Below are 19,246 nucleotides of genomic sequence, written 5' to 3'. Positions count from 1 at the left end.
ACACACCTATACCCTCCATGACAGAAAAACGATTTGAAGACCACATCGAAAACCACCTCACCACAACTGAAGTAGGTGGTTTAATATACTACCCGGTACACCATACCCTATACGATAGAGAGTTATGTCTGGTCCCATCCGAAGTACTTGCATTCATACAAGATACACAACCTCAACAGTGGGAGAAGTGGCAGTATCACTTTGGTGAACAAGCAGAGGAGAAACTACTCAAACGACTCTCTACCGAAATACAGAAACACGGAGTCATCCACGTACTTCGTAATCAACTGCGTGAAAGAGGTGTTTATTTTGATCTGGTGTACTTTGAACCCAAAAGTGGACTAAACCCCGAACACCAGGAGAAGTACCTGAAGAATCGGTTGTCGATTGTTCGTCAACTCCACTACTCAAGGAACAATGAGAACTCCATTGATATTGTATTATGCATCAATGGTATTCCTATTATAAGTATTGAATTAAAGAATCAACTGTCGGGTCAGAACATCATCCATGCGATCAAACAGTACAGATTTGATCGAAATCCACTTAATGAACCACTCTTACAATTTAAACGACTCCTGGTACACTTCTGTGTCGATAACGATACGGTAGGTATGACTACCAGACTCAACGGTGCAGATACTCGTTTCTTACCTTATAACAAAGACATCGTAAATCCTATTGTAGAGGACGATTATAAGGTATCGTACCTGTGGAGAGAAGTACTTACTCCTCCATCAGTACTTGATATTATCGAAAGCTTTGTACTGGAAACGGTTGAAACCGAAAAAGAGTGGGATGATAAACAAGGTCGGGTTGTAGAAAGGAGTAAACCTCTTTTGATTTTTCCACGGTATCATCAACTCGATGTCCTCCGGAAACTTAGCAGACAAATTAGATATGAGGGTACTGGTCACAACTACCTCATACAACACACAACCGGGTCGGGTAAGAGTTACAGTATCGGATGGTTAGCACACACACTTTCGTCCTTGTATCAAAACCCAAACGACACCACCCGTTTGTTCGATACCATAGTGGTTGTTACTGATCGTAAGGTACTCGACAAACAACTACAAAAAACACTTACAGACCTTGAACAAACTTCTGGTGTAGTTCAAAAAATTGATCAGAATTCAGAACAACTCAAAACCGCACTTGCAACCGGTAAGGATATTATAGTTACTACCATACAGAAATTTGGGGTCATTGCAGATACCATGTCCAAACTGAAAGGTAGAACCTTCGCAGTCGTGATTGATGAGGTACATTCATCCCAAAGTGGTGAATCATCCAAAAAGTTAAAGAAATCACTATCTGTTAATGAGTTTGATGATGAAGAACCCGAAGATTACCAGGATCTACTCGAACGTGAAATAAGTACCAGAGGTAAGCAGAAACACATCTCCTTCTTTGGGTTTACAGGTACTCCAAAAAATAAAACGCTTGAAATATTTGGTCGAAAAAATTCCGCAGGTGAATTCGTACCCTTTCATGCGTACACCATGAAACAGTCTATTGCGGAAGGATATACTCTCGACACACTGGAACACTATACCACGTATAAAAGGTGGTTTAAACTACGTAAGGACGATGATGGTGAGGATCTGGAACTACCCGAAGGTAAGGTAAAGAAAGCACTCGTCACTTACGTTGATTCGCACGAAGAAACCATTCGTCAGAAGGTATCTATTATACTGAATCAGTTTGTAAACCACACTTCTAAAAAGATCAATGGTCGCGCTCGTGCGATGGTAGTAGTTCGTTCACGTAAACACTGTGTACTGTTTCATCTCGAAATGGTACGTCAGATGAAAGAACTAAAACTACCGTATTCCTGTCTGGTCGCATTCAGTGGTATTATCAATCATAATGGTAAAGATTTCACGGAAAACTCTCTGAATACTGAGAATGGACTACAACCAATGGTGAGTATACCCGATGGTTTGAAAGATCCTCGGTACCGTATTCTGATCGTATCTAACAAGTTTCAGACTGGGTTTGACGAACCTCTGATACACTCTATGTTCGTGGATAAGAAGTTAGGTGGTGTTCAGTGTGTCCAAACCCTGTCACGACTTAACCGTACTGCAAAGGGTAAAACTGATACCTTCGTACTGGATTTCATCAATGAACCCGAAGAAATCATCAGTGCGTTTCAACCTTTTTACCTTTCTACTGTACTTACAGGAGAAACAGACTCGTATAAACTGTATGAACTTGACACAAGTATCAGAGGTTTTCACCTGTTCACGAAGTATGAGGTCGAGGGGTTCTGTAAATTATTCTATTCAGAACGTGAAACCGATGCGAAACTACAACCTTACCTCAACGCAGCAGTAGAAAGGTGGGAACGTATAGAATCAACTGAACAAAAGGAAGAGTTTCGAACACTGATTAACTCCTTCTGTCGGTTATATAGCTACATCACTCAGATAATCGACTTCCAGGATATTGAACTGGAAAAATTGTTCATATACCTCAAATACCTCAAAAAGAAACTACCTAAACGAGAGTCCGATAAGGTTGATCTATCAGATTCCATTGATCTTGATTCACTACGAATTCAAAAGATCGGTGAGATGAAACTTGCACTTGAAGATATCAAAGGAGAACTAGATCCTATGTCAGAAAGTGGTAGTAAATCTATTGTAGTGGAAGAACCGCTGGAACTCCTTTCTAATATCATTAACAAACTAAATAATACTTTTGGAAGTGAGTTGACTGACGAGCATCGACTCCACCTCAACAATGTGTACAAGAGGTTAACTACCGATCCTACTGTATTGAAAGTAATGGAAGGTGATAATTCTGAGTCAAATAAGAAACAGTACTGGGACGAGATGCTAAGTAAGTTGTTCCTGGACTACGTCAACGATCACTTCGAATTCTACCGTACTGTTGAGTCACCAGAGAAGAAACCACTCATTGCTGATATTATGTACCAGCACTTTAAAAAGTTAATGCAAAACGTAAGATAAGCTTTAATTATGGGCTTTTAATACTAATGATTGTTTTGTTTTCTAAAAGTGTTGATTCTGATCATATTACTTTTAGGACTTGAAAATGAACTTGAAATATATTTTAATCTCTCTAAATTGTCAACTAATTCGATGTTGTAGTCAGTCTTTGGAACCTTTGGAACGGGACCATAACCAACTTTTACGATATCAGAATAAGGTTTACCTAAAGTATGCAAAAACTTTGTAATATCGTTTTTAGCTAACATGTCACATTTAGAGTTAAATATTTTAATCCTATCTACTAATGAAAATTGGTTATTCAATAACAATCTATTAATCAAAGGGGGACTTAAGGAAACTTTGTTGTCTGGAACGATTAAATGGTAAATAAGGTTCAAGCTCTCTGTTTTAGAAAAAATGATATTTTCGTCAACTTGCAATAAAATAGTATTCTTTTCTTGAACTGTCAATACATTCGATTTTAATATAGCCCAAAGGTCGTCACTATCTAAATCTAAGATAGTTGTATTATCAATAAGCTTAGATTTGTTTATTTCCAAATATCTTATATGAAGGTCATTGAATTTATCTTTTAATATATTAAATACTACATTATTGATTTCTATTATGCTCTCATTAATTAAAAGGCTAACTTTTTCGTAAGATAAAGAATCTATGTCTACACCTGTAATTTGTGACTTATACGATTTTAGTATCAACGCATATGAATCTAAATTAATTTCGTCAGTTTCAATAACCTTCTTGTAAAATCTTACTAAGTTAGAATTTGACTCATAAGTGCTAGAAATATCTACCGTTGAAAGAGTTTTAGCATTATCGACTATATTGATGTATTCAATCATATGTAAGGGAATAAACTCTTCATTCATTAAGTAGAGTATAAACAGGTTATTCCATGTAGCAGTCACTTTTTTCAATGAAAATACATAATCAATAAGTTCTTTGTTGGCTATATCATTAATATTTAAAATAAAAGTAGATGAGTTTTCAATTATAAGTTTTTTATTAATGTCGCTGATATTATTTGAATTAATTAATTTAATCAAGTAAACATAGTCTTCATTGATATTTGACTTAATCTTCATATATATATTTTCTATATATGTATTTAAGTTATCATTAAGGTATATAAGAACATCTGAGAAGTTTGCATCATTTATAAATTTATAATTAGATTTATCAAATTCTGCTAGATTAAAGTCATCTCCTAGTAAATATCTATAAATATCTTTTATATTTTGGAGGTTGATTTCATATGATTTGCTAGCAATGATAAAATCAAATAAATCTGTAGAATATTCATTGAAGTTTATTGTCGTAAATTTAATATCTAAGTGTTTAATAACACTTTTAATCCTTTCTTTGTCTAAAGTTATATCCAGAAAGTCAGGTCTACTTAATAAATAATTCAAGAAGTCAGGAGAAGCATTTTTAATCACCTGTAAGTCATTTAGGTCAGAAAATTCAATAATATACTTAAAATACTGAAATTTCTTCTGATCTGTAATAGTTAGCCTACTACTAACGTAATTCCATACGTTGTGCCATTTATTGAAGAGCAATTTGAAAAATTTATGCGTTTCAATCAATGTGCTTTCTTGAGAATCAATAAACTCGAGTGATATTTCAGATTCATTCTTTAAAGTATCAAAAATTAGATCTAATTCCCTTGTATAACCTTCACTATTCATGAGGTAGTTTATCAAATCATAATTAAGGATATAGATAGTACCAAAATCTAACGGATTAATTTTGGGGATTAACTTGTCGATTTTATTTAGTTTAAAAGAGAAATCTAGCCTTTTTTGACTTCTAAGGTATAGTAAGAATTGATTGTCCTTGCTGGATATACTACCTTCATAGAAAATGGAAATATAATCTAAATAATCTTCACCGATGTATCCATTTCTCAACAAAAGGTTTATTAATTCATTTGTGTCTGACCCAAGTATAATTATACCCTCACTCTCACAGAGACGTATTATTTCAGTATACTTCAGGTTTCTAATGTCTTTAAGCTTCTGTTCAATCAAGCTAATTTCAATCTTCAGTGCATTAGATAAGTTAATATTGATACTATCTATTTCTTTTTTTCTTGTTTTGTAACTTTTGTCACTTACTAGTGCTTCAATATCTTTAAACTTAATTCCATTCTTACCTGATTCTTTTTTAAAGTAGCCATTGTTGTAATAAACTAACTGTTGATATTCAATCTGATCATTTAATAAATAACTAAATTTGTCTTCTTCTAGCAACTCTTTATTCCCAATTACTTCGCCATTTAATATAAATGAAGTAAAGTTATTTACATAATTTAACGTATTTAAAATATATAATGACCTTAGTTCTTTTACGTCTTTAATCCTAACCTCTTCCAGATCTTTAATCTGTGACTTTAAAGATGACGTTTTTTCTTCTAATTCTATTCTTATCGTTTTTATATAGTTAGCTTTTGAATTTAGTACATCATATAGTTCACCACGATTATTACTTAGATCGACAAAGTCTTTAGGGTATAAATTTTTATATACAAGTATCGATAATAGTTTATTAGAGTTTAGATTAGGGTCAAGATTTTGTCTATATAAATAAAATTCATTCATGATATTATATAGCAACCTCATATCGTCTATATAAAGAGAGATGTTTTCAATAATATCATCTGATAAATCATATTTGAGACTTTCTCTTATACTTAGAAGTATTTGACTTGAGTTAGATGAGTTTATGGTTGGGATGACTGGAATTATGAAGTCAAAGAATTTCGTTCGATCTTTATCTTGAAACATTTCGTCACGTACTGCGTAAATAAAGACTATATGTTTATGCTTTGTTTTTTCAGAACCATTCAATAAGAAATTAATTTCTCTTAGTTTTGTAAATATCTCAGTTTGCTTAAATCTGTCTAGATCTTCTATTATTACTACATTGTATGGTCTTATACTAAAGAAGTATAGAATTTCATCTATATGATGGTTTAGTATTGATTTGTTTAAATTATCTCCGAATCCAATTTCAGTGTCATGTATTTTTAATTTATTTATATTCATTGAACTTATAGTTCTTATTGACTTATAAATAAAAAGAGTAGCAACAAAAATAACAATGGTGCGTGTAATAAGATCTATGAGTGGTATCCAAAATCCATTAAAAGGTAGTCTATTTAAGAAGTTTAATAGAATACTCGGATTTGAAAGGTATAGGAGAGATATCAAAAAAAGTACTACCAGTGAGGAGATGAGATATAACTTACTCTTTCCGTAGCTTTTTATTTTCTTAAATCTTGAATCAGGGATTTTATCATCTTCTTCATGATAAAAAATTTGTTGGAGTATACTTATTTCTAATAATCTAAGATCGTCTAATTGTTTATCCTTCCTTTTGCTAGAACTAAAATTGTCTAGGTTATTTTCTGTGTCAACCCTTCGACTACTAATGTTATCTTCAAGTGATTCTTCCTTGAACGTTGCTAGGGAAATGTGTAAGAAATGTAAATCATCTCCCTTATAATTCTTTTCAAACGTTTTCAAAATACTACTTTTGCCAGATCCATATGGTCCTGTCAGTGCAATATTTTTTATATCTTCCTTTCTTCTATTCCTTAGTGCCCAATTGAGTGCGTTTGTATAAGTTTTATTTGGATCTGCGTTATCTACTGGTGATAACGACTTATATGGTAGATGATGTTCAGTATCCTTCGTAAGTTTTGTAGCGACAATCTGTAACTTTAAAATTAACTTAGTAAGGATAGATGCTACTTTACTTTTCATTGATGTATGGAGGGTTATACTTGGTTGAGGTAACTAGTATTATACATCTTTATAAGATTTATCATTAAGTGAAAAGTAGTTAGAGTAATCTTTTTACCCTATTTTAGAAGAAAGGAGTAATCTTGAACGATGCATTACTCTTTCTAACTCTTATAGTCGAAAAATGCACTTAGTTTTGATATGAGGAGTGGTGTAGCTAATTTATACACTTAAAACCTTATACACCTCAAACCTATGGTAGATCTATCAGAGTGAATAGGTATGTATCAAAAAATGTATCAAACAAAAAAGCACTCACATCTAAAATGATGCAAGTGCTTGATTTTCAAGAGCCCCCAGTCGGGATCGAACCAACGACCTACTGATTACAAGTCAGTTGCTCTACCAGCTGAGCTATGGAGGCTTTTAAATCTTCGAAGAGTCGTTTCCGTGTCCCTTTGTCTGATTTGGTGATGCAAAAATAGTGGGCTGGAATGTACTACGCAAGCGTTTTCGCACTATTTTTTTCAACTTTTTTTCAGGTTTTAGATAGCTTCCTGAATTATAGTGAGTTGGTGTTTCAGATCCTGCAGCTGCTCTTCGGCGGTTTTGATTCTACGCTCAAAATCGGCCTTCAGTTTGTCAGATGCCTTCGACTTTGCGAAGAACTCAATATTATTTTGCCAGAGTGCAATGTCGTTTTCCAATTGGGAGATCTTGCGACGGATGTCGCTCTCCTTGCGGAACAGCCCACGGCTCGACTCTCCTTCGCGTACCATTTCAACTTCGCTTTCCAGGACTACCTGCTCCCGCTCCTTGGATGAAAGTTTGCCAATGGCACTTACGTATGAGTTGATAGCATTGATATAGCGCTTCTGGATGGTCTGCATGTCCTTCTTCGGTACGAAGCCAATAGCAGCCCACTCTTCCTTGAATGCATTCAACTGATCCAGGGTAGAATCACCTTCGGTGCTGGAGGCTTTCTCAATCCGCTCGCAGAGCTCTTTCTTCTTAGCCAGGTTATCTTCAAACTCCTTCTCTACTTCCTGGTTCTTGTTACGCTTCTTATTGAAGTAGGCATCACAGGCTTCCTTGAAGCGTACGTAAATCGAGTCCTTGTACTTTTCGGAAACCTGACCGATGGTTTTCCATTTTTTCTGAAGCTCGATTACGCGCTGGGTATTCTGAGGGGTATCTTCACCCGTAGCCAGGATCTGCTCTACCTCTTCGCACAGCTCGGTCTTGGCCTTCAGGTTTTGCTCCCGCTTAGACTCAAGTTGCTTAAAGAACTCTCCTTTATTATGGAAGAAGGTCTTGAGCGCTCCCCAGAACTTCTTGCTCAACTCCTTACCCTCTTCTCGCGGCATGGGGCCTTTGGTGGCTACCCACTGGTCCTGATACGCCAGAATCTCCTTGGTCTTGGCGTTCCAGTCGTTGATACTACCCGACGAGAACGACGTGAAGGGAACAATGGCTTCGTAGATCTTTGATTTCTCCTCGTAGGTAGCGGCCATGTTTTTCTTCTGGTCGCTGTACTGAGACCTGCGGGCATCGTACAGGGCATCTAGCGATTTCTTAAAACGCTGCCATAGTTCCTCCTGCTCTTCGCGGGGGGCCGGACCTACGTGCTTGTATTCTTCAAAAAGCTGGTTGGCTTCATCGAGTATCTCGCGCGTCATCGGACGATTTTCGAGCGAGGCTACCAGGGCTTCCACTTTATCGCATAGCTCGCCTTTGAGGTCGGCGTTGCGCTTTCGGTCCAGCTCTTTAAGCTCAAAGTAGATGTTACGGATGCTAAAGTAGCGGTCTACCAGGGCGTTGTAAGTAGCCCAAAGGGTACCATTATGTGGAGAGGCAATATTACCGGCCGCTTTCCACTCTTCCTGTATTTTCTTGAACTCCTCCCAGCTAGCCTTCATGTCCGCCGCGTCGGTCTCTTTGGACTCCTCGGCTTCTACCAGCTCGCGCAGCCGTTGTAGCAGGGCTGTTTTGGAGGCGAAGTTCTTTTCTTTACTCTTCTCTATATTCTGATAGTATGCGTTGCGCTGACTACGGATCTGACGGCTCAACTCTTCGATACGCAGGGTATCTTCGTCGTGCCGGTACTCAAATCCTTCTTCATTGCCATTATCGGCTATATATTTTCCACGGGCTTCTTCCAGTTCGGTACGCTTTATCTGGTCAACAACAGGACGGATTTCGCGCACTACTTCATCGGCCTTTTTAAGCTGAGCCGAGGTAGCCCCTTCAGCCTTAATAGTGGCCAATTCTTTTTCAAGGACCTCTCCCAGTTCTTTCTTGCTCAGTTGGCTGTAATCTACAGCTTCACCGGCTTCTCCCTCTTCCAGATCCTCGTGCAGTTCCATATCAAGCTCGTCCCCTGACTTGTTGGTCAGCTGGTCGTCCTGCTCCGTGTTTCCGATTGCGTCGCGTTCTTCTTGTGCCATCGTGCTAAGTGTTTCGTAAGTGCCTATATCCGCAAAAATAACAATCTTTACTGTGAAATGACTAATTTTGTTGAAGTATCATTGTACCCCAACGCCTCAAATGACTCAAAACATTGCTGATTTACGGAAAGAGTATACCCTTAACGGTTTATCGGAGACTGATGTTTCCGAAAATCCTTTCCTTCAGTTCAAACAGTGGTTTGACGAAGCCCTGACCGCCGAAGTACCCGAAACCAATGCTATGCACCTAAGTACCATAGGACCGGACAACCGCCCTAATGGACGTATAGTATTGCTGAAAGGGTTAGATGACACGGGCTTTGTGTTCTATACCAACTACCAGAGCCAGAAGGGTCAGGACCTGCTGGTAAATCCATACGCCTCAATTACCTTTTTCTGGAAAGAACTGGAAAGGCAGGTGCGGGTGGAAGGCCAGGTAGAGAAGGTCAGTGACCAGGAGTCGGATGAGTACTTTGCCATCCGTCCTCGGGGTAGTCAGCTTGGCGCGTGGGTATCTAACCAAAGCGTGGTGATCCAAGACCGGCAGGAACTGGCCGACAAGCAGGCTTTTTATGAAAAGCAGTTTGAAGGCCAACAGGTACCGCGTCCGCCCCACTGGGGAGGCTACCGCCTGATCCCCCGGCAGATTGAGTTCTGGCAGGGACGCCCCAGCCGCCTGCACGACCGGATTAGGTACCGGGCTACTGAAAGCGGCTCCTGGGTTATAGAGAGGCTATCTCCCTAAGGAGTTTGGAAAAGCTACTAAAGGAATATGGATATATCCTCCACGCCCAGCATGCGTCGGGTAGTAAAACCTTCGCCGTACTGCACCCCGATGGAGTGACCAAACTCCTGCGCACGGGCTTTGATGAAATCAAAGAATTCGGGGGTTGAGATATAGCTCTGCGGCTCGTCCACTTTCTCCTTATACTCCGGTACATGGAACTGGCTCTTGAACGCCAACATGGCTTTCAGCTTAACGTCCATGTACGGAGTGATATCAATGACAAAGTCAGGCTTGATGAAGCGATCCTGAATCACATGGAATACCTGCCGGGGACGCCAGGCCGCCTGTAGGTTGCCCTGCTCGTCGATGGTTTCGATCATGCGAAGGCCGGAGTAGAAACAGCTATCCGCTACCAACTGGGCGGCCCGCCCATGATCCGGGTGGCGGTCTTCGATGGCATTGGTAATCACGATATCCGGCTGGTACTTGCGAATGTACGGGATAATAGCGCGCTGGTGCTTTTCGTCGTTATTGAAAAACCCATCGGCTATCCCTACATTATCCCTTACGGTCACTCCCATAATTTCAGCCGCATCTAGTGCTTCCTGAGTACGTCCCTCGGGGGTACCCCGGGTACCCAGCTCGCCCCGGGTCAGATCCAGAATTCCTACTTTTTTACCCCGCTGTATCTGTGAAAGCAAGGTACCGGCGCAGCTGAGTTCAACATCGTCGGGATGGGCCGTAATGGCCAGGACATCTAATTTCATTAGTACTGATGAGTGTGAACAACTATTTAACGCGTAGTTTCTGACCTACCCGCAATGTAGAGCGTACTGATATGTGATTTTTCTGGGCCAGCGCTCTTACCGACAAACCATAACGGCTGGCGATAGAGGTCAGGGTTTCGCCGGAACGTACCTTGTGTAGCAGAGTCCGGCTGAAAGCAGGTTTATCTCCGCTCTCATACTCGCTCTTGCCCTGGCGACCTGCCCGCAGGTGATCCCATACGCTGCTGGTCAGGATGAAGTGGTCTGCCTTGATCTGCTGATTGTCCCAGTCAAAGATATTACGAGGATCGAAGGGGTTACCTTCGTAGCGGTTTTCGTAGTGCAGGTGAGGGCCCGAGCTGCGTCCGGTGCTACCCCCTAATCCGATCAGGTCACCGGCTTTTACCATCTGGCCTGACTCTACCAAGGGCTTAGAAAGGTGACCGTACAAGGTCTCGAGTCCGTTGTAGTGACGGATGAGTACAAAGCGGCCGTAGCCGCTACCATCTACCGCCACAATCCGTACCATCCCATCGTAGGTAGCATAAACCGGATCGCCGGTATCCAGGTCCAGGTCAGTACCGTTGTGCCACCGTCCCCAGCGAAAGCCGAAGTTAGAGGTCACGCGGGTCTTATCCAGGGGAATATTCCAGAAGCGGTTCTCGGCGGGATCATATAGTTTGAGATCAATGGTCTCGTCAAACTCTACCGGATTTACGTTATAGGGATCAATGGTGCGAGCATCCCAGATCACGTAGTAGTCGGCGATCTTGACCCACTCATCCCCGATCATCATGGAGTCAACAACTTCCAGTACGTTGGTTTCGCCTTCGTCGATACTGCTGGTATCTTCGCTTACCACCGGATTGAGTGGCTTGGCCGGCTCAAACTGACTCTGGAAGTTGATGTTAGAGGTTTCAATCTTAAAGTCGGCCTCCGGCTCACGCTGGGGCTCTACTACCGGAAAGTTGGGATTGGTGGTATTGGGATTAGTGGTTGTCCCGCTCTGTTTGATTTTAGGATTCTTTTTGAATTTGCCACGCTCCTGAGCTTCTGCATTCAAACCCACTAAACACATCATCATCAGCAGGCAACCAATGAGTTTTCCTTTCATGTTATTGTCACTAATCAGTAGAAGAGTTCTCTAAATACGAAATAGAGGTGCACTAATTATACCAGAAAATGTGCATTGCTGCACATTTTCTTTACTAGCTCCCGGATCACACAATCCGCTCTATTTTTAAAATTCCTGTTCTTCTTCGTAAACAGCTTTCTCAGCCAGGAAACGCTCTGCATCCAACGCTGCCATACAACCTGTACCGGCGGCAGTTATAGCCTGACGGTATACGTTATCCTGCGCATCACCACACGCGAATACGCCTTCGATGTTGGTACGGGTGCTTCCTTTGATGGTATTGATATAACCAGCCTCGTCCAAATCCAGGTAGTCCTTGAATATTTCGGTGTTAGGCTTATGGCCAATCGCTACGAAAAATCCGGTAACATTTAATACGGTTTCCTGTCCCGTTTTATTGTTGATTACCCTGACACCTTCCAGCTCATTTTCACCGATCAGATCTACCGTTTCGGTATTCCACAGTACTTCAATATTATGTGAAGTTAATACCCGCTTCTGCATGATCTTGGAAGCACGCATTTCGTCACGACGTACCAACAGGTATACCTTACGGCACAGCTTTGACAGGTAGCTGGCTTCTTCGGCGGCGGTATCACCAGCCCCCACTACGACTACATCCTGTCCACGGAAGAAGAAACCGTCACAGACAGCACAGGCTGATACCCCTTTGCCATTGAGGCGCTGCTCAGCCTTAAGACCCAGCCACTTGGCCGAAGCTCCGGTAGAGATAATGACCGCACCGGCTTCAATGCCTTTCTGCTCATCAATGATTACTTTGTGGGGATACGAAGAGAAGTCAACGGCAGTAGCCAAACCATACCGGATATCCGCTCCGAAACGACGAGCCTGCTTTTCGAAGTCCATCATCATTTCAGGACCACCCACTCCTTCGGGATAGCCGGGGTAGTTTTCTACATCTGTAGTAATGGTCAGCTGACCACCAGGCTGGGGTCCCTGGTACAAGACTGGCTTTAAACCAGCACGGGAAGCATATATAGCGGCGGTATATCCGGCGGGACCTGATCCGATGATCAGGCAATCAACTTTTTCGAATAACATGGTAGAAAACTATAAATATTCTTTGCAATAAATGTTTCTGATAGAGGAACACGAAGTCATTTACAAAAGTGCAACATTTCGCCTAAAAACGCAAAGAGATCACAGTACGCGCCATTCGATACGCCGGTTCTGCTGGCGGTTTTCCTCACTTATATTAGGTACTTTGGGGCGGGTTTCACCGTAGCCGATAGCAGTAAGACGATCGGCCTTGATGCCGGCTCCGGTCAGATAGCTTACTACCGACTGCGCACGCTGGCGTGAAAGATCGAGGTTATCCTTATCGGAACCCACGTCGTCGGTATGGCCGGCTATTTCAATGCGGAGTTTGTGATTCCTGGACAGAAACTCGGCCAGCTTGTCGAGCTCTACCTTCGACTTATCATCCAGGGTATGCGCCCCGGTGGCGAAGAAGATATTGCTGAGTACCTCTACCCTATCCTTTAATATAGGCTCGAGGGGGATGTCGAGTTGTAGGGCCGTAAGCGAATCTGTCAGTGTAAAGGAGAGGCTTTTAAACAGGTACCCATCCTTCTCTACGTAAAAGGAATAGTCGCTGTCCTGGTTCAGTACAGCCAGGTACTCGCCCGTTGCCGCCTGGGACGAAAACTCTGAGATCTGCCGCTGGGTACGGAGGTCGTAGAGACGGATGGTAGCCGCCAGGGGCTTTTGGGTCTGCTTATCGAATACTTTACCCTTGGCGTAGCGGGTAGGCTTGAACTTTGTAAGTAGGGTATCCGGCACCCGGAAAGTATACAGGTGCGAACGGCGGCGGCCGTTTTCAGTACGGTCGTCGGTATAGAAGGCCTCTTTGCCGTCAGAAGTGATATATAATCCTACCTGATCGGCAACAGTATTAATGGGGTAGCCGATATTGACCGGCTCGGACCAGAGTGTATCGGTACGCTGCGACAGGTATATATCCAGCCCTCCCATCCCTATCAATCCACTGGAAGCATAGAATAGGGTGCGGCCATTGGCATGAATAAAAGGAGCGTTATCATCTTCGGGGGTATTGATAGATGGTCCCAGGTTCTGAGGCTTTGACCATTCCCCATCAGCGGTCCGGTCGGTCTTCCAAATATCCGACTTCCCTACTCCATCCGGCCGATCCGTAGCGAAGTAGAGCGTACGGCCATCGGCCGAGAGCGAGGGTTGTGACTCCCAGTGGCGGCTATTTACGGTCGCGCCCAGATTTTTGGGCGAACGCCACTCATCACCCTCCTTTACAGCTATGTACAGATCACATCCTCCGTAGCCATCTGTCCGGTTACAGGCGGTAAAGACGAGGGTACGGCCGTCGGCCGATATGGAGCAGGTACCTTCGTTGTTGCGGGAGTTGATATTTTTGGACAGCTCCTGTGGCTCCGTCCATCCGGTACCCTGGCGCTTGCTGATGTACATGTTCTCATCGCGCTCGGGCGTAAGTCCGGTGAAGATTAGAGTTTCTTTGTCAGCCGTCAATACCGGAAAAAACTGCAGCCCCAGGAAATTGACTGTATCTCCCAGCGAGCGCTTGCGAATAGGTAGTGGGTTTTTAATGGCTTCCTGCGCAAACCGGGCCGAAGCGATCATTCGCCGGGTTATCTGGGCCGGATTGGATCGCTCCGGGTAGAGCGGTAGAAGCTTTTCGTAATACAATAGCGATGAGTCGTAGCTGGCGCGCTGGAAGGCATCTCTACCCAGCCACTGGTAGGCCGGTACCGATTCGGTGGAACCCGGCAACAGTGTTACTACCCGCTGATAGTGGTAACGTGTCTGGCTGGCATTGCGCTGCCAATCGTAAAGCTGTCCCAGTCGGATATGCGCCTCCGGGATGGAAGGCTCCAGCTCGACGAGTTTTTGGTAAAAGACAAGTGCCTGATCCAGTTTACGTTCCTGCCATGCCTTTTTGGCATTTTCATAGACATCACGGGCGCGCCTGGATAGCACGATGTCCTGTGCCTGCAGGGGTACGGCCCCTAACAAACACAACAGAAAGGCAAATCGTATAAGGTATCGCATCAGGGAATATTCATGTACTTGTGGGTCTGTAACGACATTTGCCACCTCGGATTGCATTTGATGTACTCAATTATATGCGGAAGTACCCGCTCCGTACGGCTCCACTCGGGCTGTAACAGCAGTACGCAATCCTCCGATACCCGGGAGGCGTGCTCTTCGGCAAATGCAAAATCACTGGTGTTATAGATGATTACTTTGAGCTCGTTGGCCGCCGCATAAATACTCTCGTGGGGAGCTTTGAACTTCTTGGGCGAAAAACACACCCAGTCCCAACTCCCGCTTACAGGGTGGGCTCCAGAAGTCTCGATATTGGTCTTGAAACCTGCCTTCTGTAGTTGTCCGGTAAGTTCGTCGAGGTTGTACATCAGGGGCTCGCCACCGGTTATGACTGCCAGTCGGCCGGGGTAACGTAGCGCCCCTTCGACTATACTTTCTACTGAATATTTTGGATGAACGTCCGCATCCCACGATTCTTTCACATCGCACCAGTGACAGCCTACATCACACCCGCCCAAACGGATAAAGTAGGCAGCCTTACCACTGTGGGAGCCTTCGCCCTGTAAGGTATAAAAAGCCTCCATGACCGGGAGCTGAGTGGTTTGGATTTCGATGATCAACGGTTCAAAGTTCTCTGCGGTATTCATGCGAAAATGGCTCACTGAGGAGTGATATGTTCTATGGTTACTATCGGTATAAAACTAAATTTTTCAACGGCTGGTTTCATAGGTATATAACCTTGCCTTAAGAATGCCCAAAGTTATCAAAACCAGCCGATCTTTCCCGGACCTTTTCCTCGATCCGCTCCGCCAGATGGGTGATCCTGCTGCGGATAGAGCTATTCAGCAGATAGCCGAACAGGGAGGGCACCAAGCCGTAGGGAGCCTCATGAAGTACCTGACCAACTACGAACTACTGGGTCTTGAGGAGCAATCTGTCGCCGTTAAGGAATTTATCAGCCAGCAAATGGCCCTACCTAATGCTACTGACTTACAAAAGTTTAACAAAGGTATCGCTTTTTTCTGGCAACATTACCGCCTGATCTCCCTCCTGCTGGGTACCTACTCGCTGCCCTACTGTTACGCCGGGGCCAACGGAGCCCAGGTACTCTGGATATCGGAACGGATCAAGTCCATGACATACCAGCGTCTGGAAGAGACGGGAGCTTTTGTGTTTGGCGTTATGCAAGAAAAGGACTGGACCTACGGCCGTAACTTCATCCGCATCGCCAAGATCAGATTGTTACATGCGGCTGTAAGGTGGTATACCCTGCAGAGTGGGCGCTGGAATGAAGACTGGGGATACCCTATATGTCAGGAGGACATGGTAGGCACCAATCTATCTTTCTCCTACATCATAATCCGGGGGCTGCGCAAGCTCAACCTATCTATCTCGGAAGCCGATGAGGAAGCGTACCTGTACTTCTGGAATACAGTAGGACAAATGCTGGGAGTCCAAAAAGAAGCCTTACCCGATAATCTGCTGGAAGCCTACCATCTGGACCGGGCTATCGCTCGCAGGCAGTTCCGCCCCTCCGAAGCGGGAACAGGACTGACCCGGGCCCTGCTGCAAACCATGGAACAACAGACTCCCCAGCCTTCACTGAGTAATCTACCGGCGGCTCAGATGCGATTCTTCCTGGGAGATGAAATCGCCGACCTGCTGGAAGTACCCAAGGTGGAGTGGGAAGACCGTTTTCTCAAGATGGTATTCCAGATCCCCATCTTCCCGCAGCTCCTCACCCTGCAACGACCCAATTCAGCCGTTATGGAGAAGTACTGGCGCTAAGCTGTTAATTAGTAGCCCCTACCCTGGTTTTTGTTAGAGTAATGCTGTTGGGTAGCAGGAAACGTCGCTTTACATTTACTATATACAGATTTCCATAGGCACTTTCTGGGATTTCTTTCTCGGTGTGCATAACCGGAAACTGATCCAGCAGGGGCAGTATCGTGTTGCTATGCCCGATTACAAGCGCGTTACCGTCCTTGATCTTCATTAGGTGTCGGGCTGTTTCCCAGAGTGTATCAGGGCTGTAGGGGCGAATCGGAATATCCAACTTCTTAGCCAGGGGCTCAGCCGTAGAGCGGGTACGCAGGGTATTGGTGGAATAAATAGCAACAATATCTTTGTTACTGAGCGAATCGGCCAGCGCCTGGGCCCGCTGTTGTCCCTGAGCAGAGAGTGGAGGATCGTTGGGAGGTGTCTGTCCTTTTTCGGCATGTCTGATCAGGTAGATCCGGGTGGTCGAACAACCAGCCAGTAGTAGCAGTACCGTGACAAATAAGGTGAAGCGAAGGGGAATGAATTTCATATAAACTAGCTTTGTATGGTAGATAACTACAATAGTACTAACAAAAACCTAGCAGAGTAGCATCTTTGCACCATGAATCAGCCAACCGTATTTCAACAGGAAGCCATCTGCGCCCTGGCCACCCCCTCCGGTGTGGGAGCCATTGCTGTCATCCGGGTATCCGGGCAGGGAGCGATTGATATAGTTAATACTATTTTTAAAGGGAAAGACCTCACTCAGGCCGAAAGCCACACGGTACACTTTGGTACAATCCGCGATGGAAGTACACTAGTCGATGATGTACTGGTCACGGTATTCCGGACGCCCCGCTCCTTTACCCGCGAAGATGCCATCGAGATCTCCTGCCACGGCTCTGACTATATCATCCGGCAGATCATTAAGCTCCTCGTCAAGCAGGGCGCCCGCGTAGCTCGTCCGGGTGAGTTTACCCAACGGGCTTTCCTAAATGGTCAGTTTGACCTGGTACAGGCTGAAGCTGTGGCCGATCTTATAGCCGCCGACTCTGAGGCCAGCCACCGTACCGCTCTGAATCAACTACGTGGTGGCTTCTCGAAAAAGCTGGCGTCACTACGCGAAGAACTCATTCACTTTGCTTCGCTAGTCGAGCTGGAACTGGATTTTGGCGAAGAGGACGTAGAGTTTGCCCAGCGCGATGACCTTCGCAACCTGATCCAATCCCTACAAAAGACTATAGCTCCGCTCATTGAATCTTTTGACTACGGTAACGCTATCAAAGACGGAGTACCGGTAGCCATTATTGGTTCGCCCAATGTGGGGAAATCCACCCTGCTCAACGCCCTGCTCAACGAAGAGAAGGCCATAGTGACCAGCATAGCCGGAACTACCCGTGACGTCATAGAAGATACCATGGTACTTAATGGTCTTAAATTCCGCTTTATTGACACCGCTGGTATCCGCGAAACGCAGGACCTGGTAGAGTCAATGGGTATTGAGCGTTCACGTAAGGCTATGGAGAAGGCAGACATCGTACTACTACTATTCGATAGTCCCGAGACCTTTGCCGATATACAAGTACTGGCCGAGAGCCTGCCCGTAGATAAAAGGGTACTATGGGTGCAGAATAAGGTAGATGTGTCAGAGCTCCGACTCATGGATGATGCTCTCCCTATCTCTGCCCAATCCCACCTAGGACTCGAAGAACTAAAAGATACCCTCGTTGCTCAGGTACAAAAGCAGGCGGCATCTGATACCGTCGTCACGAACCTGCGACACTACGAGCACCTGGTCAAAACCCAGAACGCCCTAGAGGATGTACTAAATGGATTGGATATGGGCATCACCGGTGACTTCCTGGCTCAGGACATCCGCCTGGCCCTCCACCACCTCGGCGAAATCACCGGAACGATCGTTAATGACGACCTGCTGGCGAATATCTTTTCGAAGTTTTGTATTGGTAAGTAAAACTTCTATACAATCAGATAATAAAAAAGCCTCCAAGGAGGCTTTTTTATTATCTATACGATGAATTGTAGCCTTCGATCCATAGAAGTAAAGTAAACCTTCATCATCAGAAATGTAGATTTCATCCACTCTTTTAACCAATTGAGCAAGTCTTATATTTCATGAGGATGATAACGGCTATACCTTTGAATCATCAAACAAGCCGAAAGGCACCAAACAAACACTTAGCCACTCTTACAACTTAATAGCCATGAAAAAGATGATGACTTCTGTATTCGCTCTGCTTACCCTGACCGCTACTATCGCTAATGCCACCACAGTAGGTCCGGAAAAGAGCCCAATCTTTGACTCATCAGTGTATACTTCTACCATGACCAAGCAACTACACGTAGCCGTAGAGAAGCAGGAAGGCAGCAAGGTGCAGATCAAATTGGTAAACGAAAAGGGAGATATCCTGGCCGAAGAGATTGTAGGCAAAAAGAAGATCAACTACCGCGCACGCTTTGAATTAAATCAGTTGCAGGATGGTACTTATAAACTGCTGATCACTGACGGAACCACTACACAGAGCCGTACGCTCAGCCTGTCAACCTCCACTCCCGTGGTAGCGCCGACTCGGGTTGTAACAGTTCAGTAATCATATC

Annotated in this window: 13 protein-coding genes and 1 tRNA gene; 5 read left to right on the top strand and 9 right to left on the bottom strand. The window is 44.0% G+C overall.

The genetic code is table 11. The features are described from left to right. Nucleotides 1–17 precede the first annotated feature (17 nt). Entirely contained in the window at nt 18–2,981 is a 2,964-nt protein-coding gene (locus tag JUB14_RS15275; RefSeq protein WP_207507155.1) for a type I restriction endonuclease subunit R, read from the top strand. A 23-nt stretch (nt 2,982–3,004) separates the two neighbouring features. On the opposite strand, the gene JUB14_RS15270 is transcribed toward JUB14_RS15275, so the two are convergent. From JUB14_RS15270 to JUB14_RS15260, 3 genes are all read right to left on the bottom strand, one after another. Continuing rightward, nucleotides 3,005–6,754, bottom strand: coding sequence for a YobI family P-loop NTPase (locus JUB14_RS15270; protein WP_207507154.1), 3,750 nt, complete (start codon nt 6,752–6,754; stop codon nt 3,005–3,007). A gap of 330 nt (nt 6,755–7,084) precedes the next feature. Continuing rightward, nucleotides 7,085–7,157: transfer RNA gene (locus tag JUB14_RS15265), tRNA-Thr, on the bottom strand. 121 nt (nt 7,158–7,278) lie between these two features. After that, the gene (locus tag JUB14_RS15260; RefSeq protein ID WP_207507153.1) at nt 7,279–9,180 is read right to left on the bottom strand and encodes a DUF349 domain-containing protein; all 1,902 of its coding nucleotides are present in this window, start codon (nt 9,178–9,180) and stop codon (nt 7,279–7,281) included. 100 nt (nt 9,181–9,280) lie between these two features. Between JUB14_RS15260 and pdxH the strand changes: the two genes are divergently transcribed. Next, nucleotides 9,281–9,925, top strand: coding sequence for a pyridoxamine 5'-phosphate oxidase (gene pdxH, locus JUB14_RS15255; RefSeq protein WP_207507152.1), 645 nt, complete (start codon nt 9,281–9,283; stop codon nt 9,923–9,925). 17 nt (nt 9,926–9,942) lie between these two features. On the opposite strand, the gene bshB1 is transcribed toward pdxH, so the two are convergent. The 5 genes from bshB1 to JUB14_RS15230 form a co-directional block, all read right to left on the bottom strand. Next, complete coding sequence (gene bshB1 / locus JUB14_RS15250; RefSeq protein WP_207507151.1) at nt 9,943–10,674, bottom strand: bacillithiol biosynthesis deacetylase BshB1; 732 nt, start codon at nt 10,672–10,674, stop codon at nt 9,943–9,945. Between the two features lie 22 nt (nt 10,675–10,696). Next, a complete protein-coding gene (locus tag JUB14_RS15245; protein WP_207507150.1) occupies nt 10,697–11,788 on the bottom strand; it encodes a peptidoglycan DD-metalloendopeptidase family protein in 1,092 nt (363 codons plus the stop codon). A gap of 126 nt (nt 11,789–11,914) precedes the next feature. After that, nucleotides 11,915–12,871 (bottom strand): thioredoxin-disulfide reductase, encoded by a 957-nt coding sequence (gene trxB, locus JUB14_RS15240; RefSeq protein WP_207507149.1) that lies wholly within the window; start codon nt 12,869–12,871, stop codon nt 11,915–11,917. Nucleotides 12,872–12,970: 99 nt separating this feature from the next. Next, complete coding sequence (locus JUB14_RS15235; RefSeq protein ID WP_207507148.1) at nt 12,971–14,872, bottom strand: OmpA family protein; 1,902 nt, start codon at nt 14,870–14,872, stop codon at nt 12,971–12,973. After that, on the bottom strand, nt 14,872–15,453 hold the full coding sequence (locus JUB14_RS15230; RefSeq protein ID WP_207507209.1) for a 7-carboxy-7-deazaguanine synthase QueE: 582 nt from the start codon (nt 15,451–15,453) through the stop codon (nt 14,872–14,874). The genes JUB14_RS15235 and JUB14_RS15230 overlap by 1 nt, the downstream gene beginning before the upstream one ends. 166 nt (nt 15,454–15,619) lie before the next feature. On the opposite strand from JUB14_RS15230, the gene JUB14_RS15225 reads away from it, so the two are divergent. Beyond that, complete coding sequence (locus tag JUB14_RS15225) at nt 15,620–16,657, top strand: oxygenase MpaB family protein (protein WP_207507147.1); 1,038 nt, start codon at nt 15,620–15,622, stop codon at nt 16,655–16,657. 4 nt (nt 16,658–16,661) lie between these two features. Here JUB14_RS15225 and JUB14_RS15220 read toward each other — a convergent pair whose 3' ends face one another. Then, nucleotides 16,662–17,180, bottom strand: coding sequence for a histidine phosphatase family protein (locus JUB14_RS15220; protein ID WP_207507146.1), 519 nt, complete (start codon nt 17,178–17,180; stop codon nt 16,662–16,664). Between the two features lie 72 nt (nt 17,181–17,252). On the opposite strand from JUB14_RS15220, the gene mnmE reads away from it, so the two are divergent. Together mnmE and JUB14_RS15210 are read left to right on the top strand one after the other, a co-directional pair. Continuing rightward, nucleotides 17,253–18,602, top strand: a complete 1,350-nt coding sequence (mnmE, locus tag JUB14_RS15215) for a tRNA uridine-5-carboxymethylaminomethyl(34) synthesis GTPase MnmE (RefSeq protein ID WP_207507145.1) — start codon at nt 17,253–17,255, stop codon at nt 18,600–18,602. A gap of 250 nt (nt 18,603–18,852) precedes the next feature. Continuing rightward, a complete protein-coding gene (locus JUB14_RS15210) occupies nt 18,853–19,239 on the top strand; it encodes a T9SS type A sorting domain-containing protein (protein ID WP_207507144.1) in 387 nt (128 codons plus the stop codon). Nucleotides 19,240–19,246: the final 7 nt, after the last annotated feature.

The sequence above is a fragment of the Telluribacter humicola genome (assembly GCF_017355935.1).
Classification (GTDB): domain Bacteria; phylum Bacteroidota; class Bacteroidia; order Cytophagales; family Spirosomataceae; genus Telluribacter; species Telluribacter humicola.
Note: the sequence above shows the minus strand (reverse complement) of the source record. Positions and strands in the feature narration are given on the sequence as shown.